The 17199-nt window shown below is 59.5% G+C and carries 14 protein-coding genes and 1 pseudogene; 7 read left to right on the top strand and 8 right to left on the bottom strand.

Annotated elements, in window-relative coordinates:
- Positions 1-103: 103 nt before the first annotated feature.
- The gene (gene gcvP / locus AC1DU9_RS05310) at positions 104-2977 is read left to right on the top strand and encodes an aminomethyl-transferring glycine dehydrogenase (RefSeq protein ID WP_477809880.1); all 2874 of its coding nucleotides are present in this window, start codon (positions 104-106) and stop codon (positions 2975-2977) included.
- Between the two features lie 194 nt (positions 2978-3171).
- Here gcvP and AC1DU9_RS05305 read toward each other — a convergent pair whose 3' ends face one another.
- The 5 genes from AC1DU9_RS05305 to AC1DU9_RS05285 form a co-directional block, all read right to left on the bottom strand.
- Positions 3172-3489 carry a DUF2388 domain-containing protein gene (locus AC1DU9_RS05305; protein WP_477809879.1) on the bottom strand — a complete coding sequence of 106 codons (318 nt, stop codon included), beginning with the start codon at positions 3487-3489 and terminating at the stop codon, positions 3172-3174.
- Between the two features lie 68 nt (positions 3490-3557).
- The gene (locus AC1DU9_RS05300; protein WP_477809878.1) at positions 3558-4007 is read right to left on the bottom strand and encodes an NfeD family protein; all 450 of its coding nucleotides are present in this window, start codon (positions 4005-4007) and stop codon (positions 3558-3560) included.
- Between the two features lie 8 nt (positions 4008-4015).
- Positions 4016-4936 (bottom strand): SPFH domain-containing protein, encoded by a 921-nt coding sequence (locus AC1DU9_RS05295; protein WP_223456540.1) that lies wholly within the window; start codon positions 4934-4936, stop codon positions 4016-4018.
- An 84-nt stretch (positions 4937-5020) separates the two neighbouring features.
- Positions 5021-6805, bottom strand: coding sequence for a type IV pilus assembly ATPase TfpB (tfpB, locus tag AC1DU9_RS05290; protein WP_477809877.1), 1785 nt, complete (start codon positions 6803-6805; stop codon positions 5021-5023).
- 90 nt (positions 6806-6895) lie between these two features.
- Entirely contained in the window at positions 6896-7234 is a 339-nt protein-coding gene (locus AC1DU9_RS05285; protein ID WP_477809876.1) for a hypothetical protein, read from the bottom strand.
- Positions 7235-7360: 126 nt separating this feature from the next.
- Here AC1DU9_RS05285 and AC1DU9_RS05280 point away from each other — a divergent pair, with 126 nt between their 5' ends.
- On the top strand, positions 7361-7825 hold the full coding sequence (locus AC1DU9_RS05280) for an Lrp/AsnC family transcriptional regulator (protein ID WP_008015415.1): 465 nt from the start codon (positions 7361-7363) through the stop codon (positions 7823-7825).
- Positions 7826-7936: 111 nt separating this feature from the next.
- On the opposite strand, the gene AC1DU9_RS05275 is transcribed toward AC1DU9_RS05280, so the two are convergent.
- Positions 7937-9304, bottom strand: a complete 1368-nt coding sequence (locus tag AC1DU9_RS05275; protein WP_223456546.1) for a CYTH domain-containing protein — start codon at positions 9302-9304, stop codon at positions 7937-7939.
- Positions 9305-9461: 157 nt separating this feature from the next.
- Here AC1DU9_RS05275 and argE point away from each other — a divergent pair, with 157 nt between their 5' ends.
- Positions 9462-10610 (top strand): acetylornithine deacetylase, encoded by a 1149-nt coding sequence (gene argE / locus AC1DU9_RS05270; RefSeq protein WP_477809875.1) that lies wholly within the window; start codon positions 9462-9464, stop codon positions 10608-10610.
- A gap of 270 nt (positions 10611-10880) precedes the next feature.
- The gene (argA, locus tag AC1DU9_RS05265; protein ID WP_223456551.1) at positions 10881-12179 is read left to right on the top strand and encodes an amino-acid N-acetyltransferase; all 1299 of its coding nucleotides are present in this window, start codon (positions 10881-10883) and stop codon (positions 12177-12179) included.
- Positions 12180-12196: 17 nt separating this feature from the next.
- Here the strand turns inward: argA and tauA are convergent.
- Positions 12197-12304 (bottom strand): annotated as a pseudogene (tauA, locus tag AC1DU9_RS05260) (taurine ABC transporter substrate-binding protein); the annotation flags it as partial.
- A 506-nt stretch (positions 12305-12810) separates the two neighbouring features.
- Here tauA and AC1DU9_RS05255 point away from each other — a divergent pair.
- From AC1DU9_RS05255 to AC1DU9_RS05245, 3 genes are all read left to right on the top strand, one after another.
- A complete protein-coding gene (locus tag AC1DU9_RS05255) occupies positions 12811-14148 on the top strand; it encodes an OprD family outer membrane porin (RefSeq protein ID WP_477809874.1) in 1338 nt (445 codons plus the stop codon).
- Positions 14149-14561: 413 nt separating this feature from the next.
- Positions 14562-15905 (top strand): OprD family porin, encoded by a 1344-nt coding sequence (locus tag AC1DU9_RS05250; protein ID WP_477809873.1) that lies wholly within the window; start codon positions 14562-14564, stop codon positions 15903-15905.
- A 292-nt stretch (positions 15906-16197) separates the two neighbouring features.
- The gene (locus AC1DU9_RS05245) at positions 16198-16836 is read left to right on the top strand and encodes a peroxiredoxin (protein ID WP_477809872.1); all 639 of its coding nucleotides are present in this window, start codon (positions 16198-16200) and stop codon (positions 16834-16836) included.
- 152 nt (positions 16837-16988) lie between these two features.
- Here the strand turns inward: AC1DU9_RS05245 and AC1DU9_RS05240 are convergent.
- Positions 16989-17199: hypothetical protein (locus AC1DU9_RS05240; RefSeq protein WP_477809871.1), on the bottom strand; the 211-nt coding region annotated here is incomplete at its 5' end.

Below are 17199 nucleotides of genomic sequence, written 5' to 3'. Positions count from 1 at the left end.
CCGGATTGGTCGAGCGCGCCACGTCATCCACGCGGATATCGACTGCTATGCTGGTTTGACTGTGTTGCATCGACGTTGAGCGCCAGTCAAGAGAGAGCCCGTCATGTCCAAGATGCCGTCCCTGAGCCAGTTACGCGACCCCAATACCTTTCTGCGCCGCCACCTCGGACCCGATGCCGCCGAGCAACAGGCAATGCTCGACAGCCTCGGTCTGGGCAGCCGGGTTGAATTGATCGAGCAAACGGTGCCGCCGGGCATCCGCCTCAACCGGGCGCTGGACCTGCCCCCGGCACTCGATGAGGAGGCCGCACTGGCCAAGCTGCGAGGTTATGCCGAGCAGAATCAGGTCTGGACCAGCCTGATCGGCATGGGCTACCACGGCACCCTCACACCGGCGGTCATTGTGCGTAATGTGCTGGAAAACCCCGGCTGGTACACCGCGTACACCCCCTATCAACCGGAGATCGCCCAGGGGCGACTTGAAGCGCTGCTGAACTTCCAGCAACTGACCATCGATCTGACCGGTCTGGAACTGGCCAACGCCTCGCTGCTCGATGAGGCCACTGCCGCGGCGGAAGCCATGGCCCTGGCCAAGCGGGTCGCCAAGTCCAAAAGCAACTTGTTCTTTGTCGACGAAAACTGCCACCCGCAAACCATTTCCGTGGTGCAGACCCGCGCTGAAGGTTTCGGCTTCGAGCTGATCGTCGACGCTGTGGATAACTTGAAGCAACACCAGGTGTTCGGCGCACTGCTGCAATACCCTGACACCCACGGCGAGATCCACGACCTGCGGCCGCTGATTGCTCACCTGCACGCGCAACAGGCCCTGGCCTGTGTCGCCACGGATTTGCTGAGCCTGTTGTTGCTGACCCCGCCGGGTGAGCTGGGCGCCGATGTGGTGTTCGGCTCTTCCCAGCGATTTGGCGTGCCCATGGGCTACGGCGGGCCCCATGCGGCATTTTTTGCCAGCCGCGATGAATACAAGCGAGCGATTCCCGGGCGGATCATCGGTGTTTCAAAAGATGCGCGGGGCAACACCGCCCTGCGCATGGCCCTGCAAACCCGCGAGCAACACATCCGCCGGGAGAAGRCCAACTCCAATATCTGCACGGCCCAGGTGCTGTTGGCCAATATCGCCAGTTTCTATGCGGTCTACCACGGCCCGGAAGGGCTCAAGCGGATCGCCCAGCGGGTTCATCGGCTGACCTGCATCCTTGCCGCCGGGCTTGAGCGCAACGGTATCAACCGGGTCAACCGGCACTTCTTCGACACCCTGACACTGGAGGTCGGCGGAGCCCAGACCGCGATCATCGAAAGTGCCCGGGCCGCACAAATCAATCTGCGCATTCTCGGGCGCGGTCAACTGGGCTTGAGCCTCGACGAGGCCTGCGACGAAGCCACCGTGGCGAAGCTGTTCGACGTGTTTCTGGGGGCCGATCACGGGCTCAGCATCGAGGACCTGGATGCCGAAGCCTTGCCTGGCGGAATTCCCGAAGGGCTGGCGCGAACCTCGCCTTATCTGCGCCATCCCGTGTTCAGCGCCCATCACAGCGAAACCGAGATGCTGCGCTACCTCAAACAACTGGAAAACAAGGACCTGGCGCTCAATCAATCGATGATCCCACTGGGGTCCTGCACCATGAAGCTCAACGCCACCAGCGAGATGATCCCGATTACCTGGCCGCAGTTCGCCAACCTGCATCCGTTCGTGCCCAAGGAACAGGCTGCCGGTTATGGGCTGATGATCGAAGAGCTGGAGCGCTGGTTGTGTGCGATCACCGGTTTCGACGCGATCTGCATGCAGCCCAACTCCGGCGCTCAGGGCGAATACGCCGGGCTGCTGGCAATCCGCAAATACCATGAGAGCTGTCAACAGGGTGGCCGCGACATTTGCCTGATTCCTTCGTCGGCTCACGGCACCAATCCCGCGTCGGCGCAAATGGCCGGGATGCGCGTGGTGATCGTCGAGTGCGACGAGGCGGGCAACGTCGACCTCGATGACCTCAAGGAAAAAGCCGCGCAGGCGGCAGATAAACTTGCCTGCCTGATGGCGACTTACCCTTCGACCCATGGCGTGTATGAGGAAGGCATCAGCGAAATCTGTGAAGTGATCCACCAGCACGGCGGTCAGGTGTACATGGATGGCGCCAACCTCAACGCTCAGGTCGGGCTGGCGCGGCCCGCTGATATTGGCGCCGATGTCTCGCACATGAACCTGCACAAGACCTTCTGCATTCCCCATGGTGGCGGTGGGCCGGGCATGGGACCGATCGGGGTGCGAGCGCATCTGGCGCCGTTCGTGGCCAACCATCCGGTGGTGCCGATCGATGGGCCGCACCCGCAAAATGGCGCCGTCAGCGCAGCGCCCTGGGGCAGCGCAAGCATTCTGCCGATCAGCTGGATGTACATCGCCATGATGGGGCCGCAATTGGCGGACGCCAGCGAAGTGGCGATCCTGGCCGCGAATTACCTGGCGCGGCATTTGTCCGGTGCCTTCCCGGTGCTGTACACCGGGCGCAACGAACGGGTGGCGCACGAATGCATCCTCGACCTGCGGCCGCTCAAGGTGTTGACCGGCATCACCGAAGAGGACGTCGCCAAGCGCCTGATGGACTACGGCTTCCATGCCCCGACCATGTCGTTTCCGGTGCCGGGGACGCTAATGGTCGAGCCGACCGAAAGCGAGTCAAAGGCAGAGCTGGACCGGTTCATCGGGGCGATGCTGAGCATCCGTGCGGAAATCAACGAGGTTCAGAACGGTAACTGGCCGGCTGAAGAAAACCCGTTGAAAGGTGCGCCGCATACGTTGGCCGATATCACTGGTGTGTGGGAGCGGCCGTACAGCATTGTGCAAGCGGTCACGCCGGACGCGCACACCAAGGCTCACAAGTATTGGCCGGTAGTGAATCGGGTGGACAATGTGTATGGGGACCGGAACCTGTTTTGCGCGTGTGTGCCGGTGGATGATTACCGCTGACATTTCAGGCTGCACATACCCCCTGTGGGAGCGAGCTTGCTCGCGAATGCGGTGTGACAGTCAATGAAGTTTTTACTGATCCACCGCTATCGCGAGCAAGCTCGCTCCCACAGGGGGGCTCGGGGAACATGGGGCTTGTGTTCGCAAGGCAAAAAAATGCCGCTCAATTGAGCGGCATTTTTCATTCGCAACGCTTACTTCGAAGCCACGGCATTCTTCGCCAGGATCGCGTTCGCCAGTTCCATGTCCGTGGCTTGCAGGCCCGGGTTATCGGCGCGGACCTTCTGCATGGCCGCTTCCAGGTACGGGCCGCGGATGCCGCCGTCACTGGCGACGAAGCTGCTGGCGTCGTCCTGGGCCGCGACGACCAGCTTGTTATCCTTGGACGTCAGATAGCTCGAACCGGTGGTTGCACCGGACGTAAGAACGTTACGCCAAAAAGTATCGGCCATCGCCGAACCGACAGGCAGGGACAACAGCGCGACGGTAGCGACAGCAAGTTTGAAACGCATGACAGGGTGACTCCACTGGGTTGACTACGCCGTTGGATTGCCAACCCCCAATCGAGTTCCGTGGTCGCCTATTCCGCCGCTTCGACCAGCAGGATCGCGCCTTGCTGGCCGACCACCCGCACGCGGCTGCCAATGGCAGTGTCCGGCCCGCGGGCCATCCACACGCCGTCGGCCACCTTGATTTTGCCGCGGCCATTGATAATCGCTTCATGCACCACGAAGGTTTTGCCAATCAGTTCCTGGCCGCGCAGATTCAGGTGCGGCTGATCGCTCGGGCGCGCCGCCGTGCGCTGACGCCGCCACCAGTAAAACGCGGTAGCGATCGACAGCAGGCCGAACAATAGAAACTGCCATTCCCAGGGCAGGCCCGGCAGGAAGAAGGTCAAGACGCCCACGGTCGCTGCCGCCATGCCGATCCACAACAGGTAGCCGCCGGCGCCGAACACTTCGAGAATCAACAGTACTGTGCCCAGCGCCAACCAGTCCCAGAACGAAAGATGCTGCAAAAATGCCCACATGGCACGCCTCAGGCTTTCTTGTTATCGAAAGTGGCCTTGACGATTTCGCCAATGCCGCCCACCGCACCGATCATCGAACTGGCCTCCAGCGGCATCAGGATCACTTTGCTGTTGTTGGCCGAAGCCAGCTTGCCCAGCGCATCGATGTACTTCTGCGCCACGAAATAGTTGACCGCCTGCACGTTGCCGCTGGCGATGGCTTCGGACACCACTTTGGTCGCCTGGGCTTCTGCCGCGGCTTGTCGCTCGCGGGCTTCGGCCTCAAGGAAGGCGGCCTGGCGACTGCCTTCGGCTTCGAGGATCTGCGCCTGCTTCTTGCCTTCTGCGGTCAGGATCGCTGCGGCACGCAGGCCTTCGGCCTCGAGGATCTGTGCACGTTTGATCCGCTCGGCTTTCATCTGCCCCGACATCGCCGCCATCAGATCGGCGGGCGGGCTGATGTCCTTGATCTCGATCCGGGTGATCTTGATGCCCCACGGCGCGGTCGCTTCATCGACGGTGCGCAGCAGTTTTTCGTTGATCCCGTCACGCTGGCTGAGCATGGCGTCGAGCTCCATCGAGCCGAGTACCGTACGGATGTTGGTTTGCAGCAGGTTGCGGATGGCATGTTCGAGGTTGTTCACTTCGTAGGCAGCCTGGGCTGTGTTGACCACCTGGAAAAAACACACGGCGTCGATCTGCACCGTGGCGTTGTCGGCGGTGATGACTTCCTGCGGCGGAATGTCCAGCACGCTTTCCATCACATTCATCTTGCGACCGATACGGTCCATGACCGGGACGATGACGTTCAGCCCTGGCTTGAGCGTGTTGGTGTAGCGCCCGAAACGTTCGACGGTCCATTCAAAGCCCTGGGGCACCACCTTGAAACCCATGAACAGAATGGCGACCACCAGGCCGACAAAAAGCAAAAGCACACTACCGATCTGCATAACGATTCCTTGTTGATGTGTGGATCTGTGGAGTTGCAATCGTTGGAGTGTAGCGGTGCCGATGCCGGGTAAGAAAAATCGGGCTCAGTTCTGCTCGCTCTGGGGTGTCACGCGCAGTACCTCCTCGATGGTCGTCAGCCCGGCGCCGACCTTTTGCGCTCCTGACAGCCGCAGGCTGCGCATGCCTTCCTTGAATGCCTGACGCCGAACGGCCAGCAGATCGGTATCGGGACTGATCAGCGCTTTGAGGCTGTCGCTGAGCTGCATGATTTCGTAGACCCCGGCGCGACCGTGATAACCGGTGTCGCGGCATTCCACGCAACCGATGGCACGCTGGGCATTGGCCGGCAACGGTGCTTGCCAGGGCCGGGTCAGGGTTTGCCAGTCGTCTTCGCCCAGCGTCAGCGGCGCCTTGCAGTGCGGGCACAGGGTCCGCACCAGGCGCTGGGCCATGACGCCGAGCACCGTGGCCTTGATCAGGTAGTGCGGCACGCCGAGTTCCAGCAGACGGCTGATGGCGCTGGGCGCATCGTTGGTGTGCAGGGTCGACAGCACCAGGTGCCCGGTGAGTGCAGCCTGTATCGCCATCTCCGCGGTTTCGAGGTCGCGGATCTCGCCGATCATGATGATGTCCGGGTCTTGCCGCATCAGCGCACGCACGCCGGCGGCGAAGGTCAGGTCGATGTTGTGCTGGACCTGCATCTGGTTGAACGCCGGCTCGACCATTTCGATCGGGTCTTCGATGGTGCAGAGGTTGACCTCCGGTGTCGCCAGTTTTTTCAGGGTGGTGTAGAGGGTAGTGGTCTTGCCCGAACCCGTCGGCCCGGTGACGAGGATGATGCCGTGGGGCTGGCGGGTCATGTCCTGCCAGCGGCGCAGGTCGTCGACGGAGAAACCAAGCTGGTCGAAGTCCTTTAGCAGGACTTCCGGGTCGAAGATCCGCATGACCATTTTTTCGCCGAAGGCCGTGGGCAGTGTCGACAAACGCAATTCGACTTCGCCGCCGTCCGGGGTCTTGGTTTTCACCCGGCCGTCCTGGGGTTTGCGTTTCTCCGCGACGTTCATGCGACCCAGGGTTTTCAGGCGACTGACGATGGCCATGGTGACCTGAGGGGGGAATTGGTAGACGTTGTGCAGCACGCCGTCGATGCGAAAGCGCACCGTGCCTTGCTCGCGCCGGGGCTCGATGTGGATGTCGCTGGCGCGCTGCTGGAACGCGTACTGGAACAGCCAGTCGACGATATTGACGATGTGTGCGTCGTTGGCGTCCGGCTCCTGGTCGCTGGCGCCGAGGTTGAGCAGCTGTTCGAAATTGCCCAGGTTGCTGACCTGGGGATCGGCGCTGTTCGCCCCGGTGACCGATTTGGCCAGGCGGAAGAATTCGACGCTCAAGCGCTGGATGTCCACCGGGTTGGCCACCACGCGCTTGATCGGCAACTTGAGCACGTGGGTCAAGTCAGCCTCCCAGCCACTGACATAAGGCTGGGCGCTGGCCACGGTGACCGCGTCGCGGTCGATCGCTACCGCGAGAATCTTGTGGCGCTGGGCGAAGGCATAGGACATCAGCGGGGTCACGGCCGCGACGTTGATTTTCAACGGATCGATGCGCAGGTAGGGTTGGCCGGCCTGCCGAGACAGCCACAGGGTCAGGCTTTCGAGGTCCAGCGGTTTGCCGGGACGGCTGAGGTCATCCAGCTGTTGACTGGCGATGAACTCCAGTGGATGCACCTGGCCATGGGTGGCGTTGCGGCGGCGGGCATTGAGTGCGTGTTCGGCCGAATCCTGGCTGATGAAGCCCTGGGCGACCAGTTCGCGCAGCACATCATTGAGATCCAGCCAGCGGTCCTGAAGGGCGATATGTACGGACATGCGGGCTCCTTTTGAACGACAGTCGGCAAAGGATAGCCGTGGCCTGGCTGACCGCTGGGCCACTACCCGACGAAGCCGTTTCGGAGTTTTTCAACCCGCCGCTTGAACCGCTTCGGCCCAGGCAGAATCAGCTTCTTGCAACTCCACCGAGCAGACGCTGATCAGGTTACGAAGTTTTTCCGCAATCACTTGCGCGCGGTGCCAGCTCAAACCGTCGATAACGATCTCGATGGCCAGCCAGTCGTCCTGGCGCTGCACGTTGACCTGTTCCGGCGTGAGCAATTGCAAGGCGAACAGATTGAGGGCGCGACACAGCAGGTCCGGTTCTGCCTCGGCCTGCATTTGATAGCGAACCCGGCAGTGGGCGTTGCCGACGTTCCAGACATCGGCGCGGGCAGGTGGGGTGTTCACGGCTTCGAGATACGGCATGGTCTGGCTCCAAAATCATTGGAGAAATGTTTACATCCTGTGCCGGGTATTTCTTCTCTATGATTGGATTGATTGCAGAAATGAAGAATCAATCAATTCACTTTTTACTAGGTTAAAGGTTTTTTTATGCAAAGCGAACTGGACAGCTACGACCGCAAGATCCTCGCCTTGCTGCAAGAGGATGCCTCGCTTTCCAGCGCACAGATCGCCGAGCAGGTGGGTCTCTCGCAATCGCCGTGCTGGCGGCGGATTCAGCGGATGAAAGAGGAGGGCATCATTCGCGGCCAGGTGACCTTGCTCGACCGCAAGAAAATCGGCCTGAACACACAGATCTTCGCGGAGGTGAAACTCAATGCCCACGGGCGTTCGAACTTCACTGAATTCACCGAGGCGATTCGCGGCTTTCCGGAGGTGCTGGAGTGTTATGTGCTGATGGGGGCGGTGGATTTCTTGCTGCGGATTGTCACGGCGGACATTGAGGCCTACGAGCGCTTTTTCTTCGAGAAGCTGTCGATGGTGCCGGGGATTCAGGAGGTCAATTCGATCGTGGCGTTGTCGGAGATCAAGTCGACGACCAGTTTGCCGGTCTGAAATCTTGTGGTGACTTTACTGGCCTCATCGTCGGAACGCCGCCCGGAGCAAGCTCGCTCCCACAAGGACCGCATAAATCCTGTGGGAGCGAGCTTGCTCGCGATGGCGGTATTACAGACGCAGCAGCATTTTCCAGGCACGGTTCTGATACACCGCAATCGCCTGCTGCTTGCGCGCATCCAGGACTTCGTCGGTGATCGATTCGTTGGCCAGTTGCGCCAGTTTGTTCAGCTCACCGTACAGGCGATCCATTTCCGGGATCTCCAGCACGTTACGCGCATGGTGCAGCCAGACCTGGATGCGTTCGATGCGCGGCAGTTGTTCGGCCAGGTCTTCCGGTTGTTGCTGGTAGCGCTGCAATTGCAGCGAGTTGGCTTCTTCACCCAGCAGGCGCGGCAACCAGCTGCCCAGTTGCGCAGCGCCCTGGCGATTGCCACGGGTGTTACGGTCGGCGGCCCAGGTGCGGGCCAGCAGCCAGCGCGAGGTAGTCAGGGAGAACAGGCCCCAGCGCGGGTCTTCGAGTTCTTCGAGGAACTGCTCGGGCGCGGCTTTGCGCACGTCTTCATCTTCCAGGCCGGCCTGGACCAGCGGGCGCCAGTCTTCCAGCAAGGCATCGAGGGCGATACGCATGTCGTGGGTCGATTGACGCGGAGCGGCCTGGCCCAGGCTGCTGATCAGCGCGCGCATTTCCGCGAGGTTTTCGACCCAGTCCTGCAACAGACGCCAGTGACCATTGAAGCGATACTGTTCGGCCAGACGCTGGCTGCTGCCCAGCAAATGCCAGCTCAGCGCGGCGAACGCGTCGTCCAGCGGCGTTTCGGCGGTAATCTGCGGCGCCGGCAGGCTCAACGAGTAACTGTGGGCGTCGTACAGGCGATAACCGCGCTCGGCCTTGCTGATGTCGCACGGCATCAGGGCCAGTTTCTCGGCCAGCTCGGCAGCCAGTTCCAGCAACGCGGCCGGTTCGCCTTCGCGCAGTTCCAGTTCCAGCTCGCAGATTTCTTCTTTCTGCTTGCCGACCACGACGTGACCCAGGTCCAGCGCGGCTTCGATGACCACTTTGGTCTTGCCGCGACCCCAGGCGATTTCCGCCCGTTCGCGGACGAAGTCGGTGGTGAAGATCGGCTTCAGGGTTTTCTTGTCAAGCGTGGCCAGTTCCTCGGGCCAGCATTCGCCGTCGAGTTTCTTCAGGTCGAGCTTGGCCTTGGGCAGGTTCCAGTCGTACTCGTTACGCACCGACAGACCGGCGACGCTCTGGCCGCGGGTCTTGAGGGTCTGAATCACGTCGTCACCATCCTTGCGCAGGCGCAGGGCGACTTTGGCCTGGGCCAGGTCGCGCTCTGGGGTGTCGAAGTACTGGTTCATCAACTCACGGCGTTCCCAGCCACTTTTGTTGCGTTTTTTCAGTAACGGGTGCTCGCGCAGGGCGGCGAGGGTTTCGCGGCTGACGCGGAGTTTGATTTCGGTTTCTTTCTGCATGGCCGGAAAATCCAGGATCGGGAGCGCAGCCGGGGGAATGTGTGGCTGCCAAGGTCGTGCAGTGTACAGGACTCAAGGTTAGTACGCGCCGAGACGGTTTATTCCTGTCATCGGTTGGTTCTATGATGGACTTCAATTCGGGTGCCGGGAGTCAGCGATGCCATTGCCGTCGATGAAAGAACAATTCGCAGCGTTGATCGCTACACCGTCGGTCAGTTGCACCCAGCCCGGTCTCGATCAAAGCAACGGCCCGGTCATCGATCTGCTGGCGACGTGGCTCGGTGAGCTGGGTTTTACCTGCGAGATCCAGCAGGTCAGCCCCGGCAAGTTCAACTTGCTGGCCAGTTTCGGTTCCGGTCCCGGCGGCCTGGTGCTGGCCGGGCACAGCGACACCGTGCCGTTCGACGGTGCGCTATGGCAAACCGACCCGTTGAAGCTGATTGAAGTCGATGGTCGCTGGGTCGGCCTGGGCAGTTGCGACATGAAGGGTTTTTTCGCCCTGGCGATCGAGGCGGTCAAACCGCTGCTCGACCAACCGTTCAAACAGCCGTTGCTGATTCTCGCCACCTGCGATGAAGAAAGCTCGATGTCCGGGGCCCGCGCACTGGCCGAAGCAGGGCGACCGCTGGGGCGGGCGGCGGTGATTGGTGAGCCGACCGGGCTCAAGCCGATTCGCATGCACAAAGGCATCATGATGGAGCGCATCGACATCCTCGGACAGAGCGGTCATTCCTCTGACCCGCGCCTGGGCCATAGCGCCCTGGAAGCCATGCACGATGCCATCGGTGAATTGCGTGGCCTGCGCTTGTTATGGCAGCGCGAATTCCGCAATCCTCAATTCGGCGTGCCGACACCAACGATGAATTTCGGCTGTATCCATGGCGGCGACAACCCCAACCGAATTTGCGGCCAGTGTTCGCTGGAATTCGATTTGCGGCCGTTGCCCGGCATGGACCCCAAGGTCCTGCGCGCCGAGATCCTGCAAAAGCTCAAGCCGGTTGCCGAGCGGCATCAGGTCAAGATCGATTACGCGCCGTTGTTCCCCGAAGTGCCGCCGTTCGAGCAGGCCGAGGACGCCGAACTGGTGCGCCTTGCCGAAAAGCTCACCGGTCACAGCGCCGAAGCAGTGGCGTTCGGCACTGAAGCACCTTATCTTCAGCGCCTTGGCTGTGAAACGCTGGTGCTTGGCCCGGGTGATATCGCCTGCGCCCATCAGCCGGGGGAATACCTCGAAATGTCACGTTTGCAGCCTACGGTGCATCTATTAAGGCAACTGATTGAACATTACTGCCTGACAGTCCGCTGACCTGTAGGAGCGAGCTTGCTCGCGAAGGGCGTCAACGATTGCGCGATCTTTCTGAATGGACGCGTCGTCCTTGCGTTCATCGTGAGCAAGCTCGCTCCTACACAGGGTCTGTGATTTGCCTGACAAGCCGTATAAATTGCCGGTACCCAAACCCGTATTCATGAGGAGAGCGCGCGTGTCGCCAAGCCTGTTCCGACGATAACCATCAGCCCGCTGTGCATTTTCAGTTTCGCCCTTTTTTCGGCTGCTATTTATTACAGGCCCAGGTTCATGCCCGAATACGTCAATTGGCTTCGTCACGCTTCGCCTTACATCAACGCCCACCGCGATTGCACCTTTGTCGTCATGCTGCCCGGCGACGGCGTTGAACACCCGAACTTCGGCAATATCGTCCACGACCTGGTGCTGTTGCACAGCCTGGGTGTGCGTCTGGTGCTGGTTCACGGTTCCCGGCCGCAAATCGAAGCGCGCCTCGCTGCCCGGGGCTTGACCCCGCATTACCACCACGGCATGCGCATCACCGATGCCGCGACCCTGGAGTGCGTGATCGACGCGGTCGGCCAGTTGCGCATTGCCATTGAGGCTCGCCTGTCGATGGACATGGCTTCGTCACCGATGCAGGGCTCACGCCTGCGGGTGGCCAGCGGCAACCTGGTGACGGCACGGCCGATCGGCGTGCTTGAAGGCGTCGACTATCACCACACTGGCGAAGTGCGCCGGGTCGACCGCAAGGGCATCAACCGTCTGCTGGACGAGCGCTCCATCGTGCTGCTGTCGCCGCTGGGCTATTCGCCGACCGGGGAGATTTTCAACCTCGCTTGCGAAGACGTCGCCACGCGCGCGGCTATCGATCTGGGCGCGGACAAGCTGCTGCTGTTCGGCGCTGACCTGGGCCTGATCGACGAACACGGGCGCCTGGTGCGCGAATTGCGTCCGCAGCAAGTGCCAGCGCATCTGCAACGGCTGGGCAGCAACTATCAGGCAGAATTGCTCGATGCCGCGGCCGAAGCTTGCCGTGGCGGCGTGGCTCGTAGCCATATCGTCAGTTACGCCGAAGACGGTGCACTTTTGACCGAGCTGTTCACCCGCGACGGTGGCGGCACCCTGGTCGCCCAGGAACAGTTCGAAGTGGTGCGCGAAGCGGCCATTGAAGACGTCGGTGGTTTGCTGGACTTGATCAGTCCGCTGGAAGAGCAGGGCATCCTGGTGCGCCGTTCCCGTGAGGTGCTGGAGCGCGAAATCGAGCAGTTCAGTGTGGTTGAACGCGAAGGCATGATCATCGCCTGTGCGGCGCTGTACCAAATCGCCGATTCGGACGCGGGCGAGCTGGCGTGCCTGGCGGTGAATCCGGAATACCGCCATGGCGGTCGCGGCGATGAGTTGCTGGAACGCATTGAAAACCGCGCGCGGGCTCAGGGGTTGAAAACCTTGTTCGTCCTCACCACCCGCACCGCGCACTGGTTCCGCGAACGTGGCTTCGAACCCAGCAGCGTCGACCGACTACCGTCGGCGCGGGCGTCGCTATACAACTATCAGCGTAATTCGAAGATCTTCGAAAAAGCCCTGTAACCCAGCAGCTTTTTGTGCCAGTTGGCGAATGAATCCAGAGTGACTCTGGCGAACTCTGCCATGACCTCCGGATGATTTTCGGCGTAATCCTTGCGCGCCACCCAGACCTCAGCGGTTGGCGCCCCCCCATCGGCCTGGGGACTTTGCTCGGGTCGATGCCGGTTTGGTAGCCGACGGTAAGGTTCGCCGCATGAGCGGCGAAAGAAAATGCGGACAAATACACAAACTGTAACAATTGATCCGGATAGTGCGCGTTTGGACGTCATGGGGTCGCCTTTCGGTAAAGGATTTGTTTCCGAATTACGTCAGAAACTAATCGATCTAAAAAAGCGAAAATAAATACCGTTTATGAATTAGCTTATGAGCCAAACCGTCTATTCTGGGATGGTTAGGGCATGGGGAGCTAAATTCCTAAACGGTATTGGAAAAGAATCGGGTAATTCTTTTCAGGTTCATGACGAATTCATGACCCTGCAGGGACCAAAAAACCGGGGGATTAGACTATGGTCGTAGACACACATGGTTACGATTGACTTGTGAGTCACGCTCTGGCGCTAATCGCACATCTTAGGATTTCGGGCGTCGACTCGAGACCAGGAACACAAGAATTAGAATCGAGAGGAGCTACACAATGAACAAGTCCACCTTGGCTTTGGCCGTGGCCGTTGGGGTTTTGGCGCAGCAGGCAGGCGCCGCCGGTTTCCTGGAAGACAGCAAGGCATCCATCAGTTCCCGCACCATGTATTACGACGCCGATATGCGCGAAGGTGCGAGCATTCCTGCCAACCGTCAGCGAGAAACCGCTGAGGGTCTGAAGTTCGATTACCTGTCCGGTTTCACCCAGGGTACTGTCGGCTTCGGTATCGATGCCCAGGCACTCGTAGGCATCCACCTGGATGGCGGCAAGGGTCACCACCCGGCCAACAACTCCTTCTTCCCAAGCGATGGCAATGAGGCGGCCGACGAGTGGAGCCGTCTGGATGGCAACGTCAAGGCGCGCTTCTCGAAGACCGAAGCCCACCTGGGTGGCGCTCTGGCACCTAACCTGCCGATCCTGATCGCGAACGACAGCCGTCTGCTGCCACAGACCTTTGAAGGTGGCACCATCACCTCCAAAGAAATCGACAATGTGACCTTTAACTTTGGTCAACTGGAGCACGCGTCGGGTCGCGCCTCCTCGAACTCCACTGGCCTGTCTGTGGCTGGTGCTAGTCAGGACAGCAACAAATTCCTCTACGGCGGTGCTGACTGGAAGGTCACCAAAGACCTCTTGCTGCAGTACTACTATGCGAATCTGGAAGACTTCTACAAGCAGAACTTCCTCGGTCTGGTGCATGTCTACCCGATCGCGGCCAATCAGTCGTTCAAGACCGATATCCGTTATTTCGATAGCAGCTCCGACGGCAAGAACGGGGATCCGGGCTTCCAGTTCAACAACAACGGTGGCTTCGCTAAAGAAAAGGGCGTGGTTGATAACAAAACCTGGAGTGCCATGTTCACCTACACCCTGGGTGGCAACGCGTTCCTGATCGGGCATCAGCGTGTCAGCGATGACGGCGGCTTCGTATTCTTGAACCAGGGCAACGTTGTCGATGGCAATGGCAACCTGGAAGGTGCTGGCGGCGCCAGCTTCTACTCGTTTACTGATGCCACTGTTGGCAGCTTTATTCGTGCCGGTGAAAACACCACGTTCGGTCAATATTCCTATGACTTCGCCTCCCTGGGCGTACCAGGCTTGAAAGCTTCGATTTCTTACCTGAATGGTCAAGACATCAAGCCTGCCAGCGGTGTGGGTAAAGACATGAGTGAGCACGAGACCGACGCGCGTGTGGATTACGTGATTCAAACGGGCATGCTGAAAGGGTTTGGTACGACGCTGCGTCACGGTACCTATCGCGGCAACGCCACCGGTATCTCTGATCAAGACCAGACCCGTCTGATCTTCAACTACACCTACAGCTTCATGTAATAGCCGCAAAGAAAAAGCCCCGTCGGTTGGCGGGGCTTTTTTTCGTGCCGAGTTTTATATTCCATAAACAAAGGTACTATTTCTTTTTTATTCTTTTTGGTTTTTTAATCCGCGCCTTAAAGTGCACCTGTCCGACACTCATCCACGAGCTCGGATTTGGCATTTTCCTCCCTCGACAATTGATCAGTTACAGGAATTGGCCTCGCTGCCGATACCTCGGATCTGTTGTGGGAAGTCATATTCCAAAACGGCATTAAAAAACAGTAAAAAATTCTTTTTGGATTTAAGGCCATGTATCCTGCGGCCCGCCAAACGACCGGCCTAGACGGTTTGCCGCAAATTTATGGATTCAGGATCCCGGGCAATCGATTCGGGACCAGGAACATCAGAATTAGAAACGAGAGGAGCGAAACATGAACAAGTCCACCCTGGCCATGGCTGTGGCCGTTGGGGCATTGGCCCAGCAGGCAAACGCCGCGGGTTTTATCGAAGACAGCAAGGCAACACTGGGGCTGCGTAACTTCTACATCAACACCGACTACCGTGACGGCACCGGCCCGAACAAAAACGAAGAATGGGGCCAAGGCTTCGATCTGCGTTTCATTTCCGGTTACACCCAAGGCACTGTCGGTTTTGGTGTGGATGCGATCGGCCTGTTGGGCGTCAAACTGGATTCCGGTGGTGGCACCAACGGCGCGAGCAACAACTCGTACGGCGGCACCGTGTTCCCGAGCAAGTCCAACGGCGAAGCGGTTGATGACTTCTCCAGCCTGGGTTTGACTGCCAAAGCCAAGATCTCCCAGACCGAACTGAAGCTGGGTACCTTGCAGCCAAAACTGCCGGTGATCGTGACCAACGATGGCCGCCTGCTGCCGCAAACCTGGCAGGGTGGCCAGATCAGCTCCAGCGACATCAAGGACCTGACCCTGATCGGTGGTCAGATCGAAGCCGTCAAAGGCCGTAACTCCAGCAACAATGAGCAGATGTCGATTTCGGGCGCGAACACTCGCGGCACCAAATTCCGCGACAGCAACAAGTTCATCTATGCCGGCGGCGACTACAAGATCACCAAGGACCTGACTGCCCAGTACTACTACGGCAATCTGGAAGAGTTCTACAAACAACACTTCCTGGGTCTGGTGCACAACTGGGCTATCGGCCCTGGCGTGTTGAAGTCGGACTTCCGTTACTTCAACAGTTCCGACGACGGTGCCAACGGTCACGACCCTCTGTTCTTCACCACTGGCAACTACAGCGGTGCGGCCAACGGTAAAGGCAAGGTCGACAACAACCTGTACAGCGGCCTGTTCCTGTACTCCGTTGCCGGTCACACCTTCGGCGCCGGTTACCAGGCCAGCAACGGCAGTAGCGACTTCCCTTGGCTGAACCAGGGTGACGGTTCGTCGAACTACACCATCACCGATTCGCAAATCCAGAAGTTCGGCCGTGCCGGCGAGAAAACCTGGCTAGCACGCTACTCGTTCGACTTCGCCAAGGTCGGCGTACCCGGCCTGACGGCGGGCCTGGTGTACCTGCATGGCGACAACATCGATACCGTTAACGCCAAGGGTGGCGAGGCGGCCAATGGTGCTTCCGAGTGGGAGCGCGATCTGAACGTGGCTTACGTCGTTCAGGAAGGTCCGCTGAAAAACCTGGGACTGGCGTGGAAAAACGCTACCTGGCGCACCGACCTGCCGAACACTCGTTCGCAGGACGAAAACCGCCTGATCCTCAGCTACTCGATCCCGCTGTTGTAATAGCGCTCGCGTAAACGAGACAAAAAAAGCCCCGCCCGGTTTTGCACCGGGCGGGGCTTTTACATGTTCAAGACGGGTTCACCCCCGTAATCCCGCCTTGAAGTTCCCTCTTTGCAGCAACTCAAGGCCTTCTCGAACCTTGTGGCCGATGTTCGGCGGGTTGTGCGTGCACGTCCAGTGAACAGATCTTTAATATTTCTTTATGATCTAAATAAATCGATATTTATTCTTTTTAATAGATAAAAAACACAGGCACAGTTGAACCCATCAAGCACTCACAAGGAGCAGCACCATGGGCCTCAGACTTGGCGATATCGCCCCCGATTTCGAACAGAACTCCAGCGCCGGCATTATCCGTTTCCATCAGTGGCTGGGCGATAGCTGGGGCGTGCTGTTTTCCCATCCGGCGGATTTCACGCCAGTGTGCACCACCGAGTTGGGCTTCACCGCCAGGCTCAAGGATGAATTCGCCCAGCGTGGCGTCAAGGCCATCGCCTTGTCGGTGGATCCGGTAGAGTCGCATCACAAGTGGATCGAGGACATCAACGAGACGCAGAACACCGTGGTCAATTTCCCGATCCTCGACGACGCCGACCGCAAGGTCTCGGACCTCTACGACCTGATCCATCCCAACGCCAATGACACCCTGACCGTGCGCTCGCTGTTCGTGATCGACCCGAACAAAAAGGTCCGCTTGACCATCACCTACCCGGCGAGCACCGGGCGCAATTTCAATGAAATCCTGCGGGTGATCGACTCGCTGCAACTCACCGACAACTACAAAGTGGCCACACCGGCCAACTGGCAGGACGGTGATGAGGTGGTGATTGTGCCGTCGCTCAAGGATGAGGATGAAATCAGGCAGCGCTTTCCCAAGGGCTATCGGGCGGTCAAGCCATACTTGCGCCTGACGCCGCAGCCGAACCGGTGAGCCTTCAGCATTTTCGGCGCAGCTGATGCCGCCATCGCGAGCAAGCTCGCTCCCACAGTTGACCGCGTACCCCTGTGGGAGCGAGCTTGCTCGCGATGGCGGCCGATCAGGCGCAGCAGGATTCAGAGTTTGCACCCACAAAGCAGGGGATTTCAGGCCGTTCCGACGGCCTGTTTTTTTGTGCGCCCAGCATGGGCGCAATCTTGCGGGTGAAAGTCCCGTCGTAAGCTGACCACAGCGAACGAAGTGAAGCGCAACTGCATGAGGGCGACCGAGTGTGGGGAGGAAGCGTGAATCGAAACCGCGAGCCGATGGACAAGAACCGGATATAAGGCGAAGCCGATCAGGGCGAGCGAGCAAAAG

It is taken from the genome of Pseudomonas sp. P4_C1 (assembly GCF_056402155.1).
The sequence above is the reverse complement of the archived record's forward strand: the minus strand, read 5'-3'. Positions and strand labels throughout refer to the sequence as shown.

Bases quoted from the DNA above. Each gene is read 5' to 3' on its own strand.
- AC1DU9_RS05255 (WP_477809874.1), top strand. From the start codon at position 12,811: ATGAACAAGTCCACCTTGGCTTTGGCCGTGGCCGTTGGGGTTTTGGCG.
- argE (WP_477809875.1), top strand. From the start codon at position 9,462: ATGCCATTGCCGTCGATGAAAGAACAATTCGCAGCGTTGATCGCTACA.
- tfpB (WP_477809877.1), bottom strand. From the start codon at position 6,805: ATGTCCGTACATATCGCCCTTCAGGACCGCTGGCTGGATCTCAATGAT.
- AC1DU9_RS05305 (WP_477809879.1), bottom strand. From the start codon at position 3,489: ATGCGTTTCAAACTTGCTGTCGCTACCGTCGCGCTGTTGTCCCTGCCT.
- AC1DU9_RS05280 (WP_008015415.1), top strand. From the start codon at position 7,361: ATGCAAAGCGAACTGGACAGCTACGACCGCAAGATCCTCGCCTTGCTG.
- AC1DU9_RS05250 (WP_477809873.1), top strand. From the start codon at position 14,562: ATGAACAAGTCCACCCTGGCCATGGCTGTGGCCGTTGGGGCATTGGCC.
- AC1DU9_RS05295 (WP_223456540.1), bottom strand. From the start codon at position 4,936: ATGCAGATCGGTAGTGTGCTTTTGCTTTTTGTCGGCCTGGTGGTCGCC.
- AC1DU9_RS05300 (WP_477809878.1), bottom strand. From the start codon at position 4,007: ATGTGGGCATTTTTGCAGCATCTTTCGTTCTGGGACTGGTTGGCGCTG.
- AC1DU9_RS05275 (WP_223456546.1), bottom strand. From the start codon at position 9,304: ATGCAGAAAGAAACCGAAATCAAACTCCGCGTCAGCCGCGAAACCCTC.
- argA (WP_223456551.1), top strand. From the start codon at position 10,881: ATGCCCGAATACGTCAATTGGCTTCGTCACGCTTCGCCTTACATCAAC.
- AC1DU9_RS05285 (WP_477809876.1), bottom strand. From the start codon at position 7,234: ATGCCGTATCTCGAAGCCGTGAACACCCCACCTGCCCGCGCCGATGTC.
- AC1DU9_RS05245 (WP_477809872.1), top strand. From the start codon at position 16,198: ATGGGCCTCAGACTTGGCGATATCGCCCCCGATTTCGAACAGAACTCC.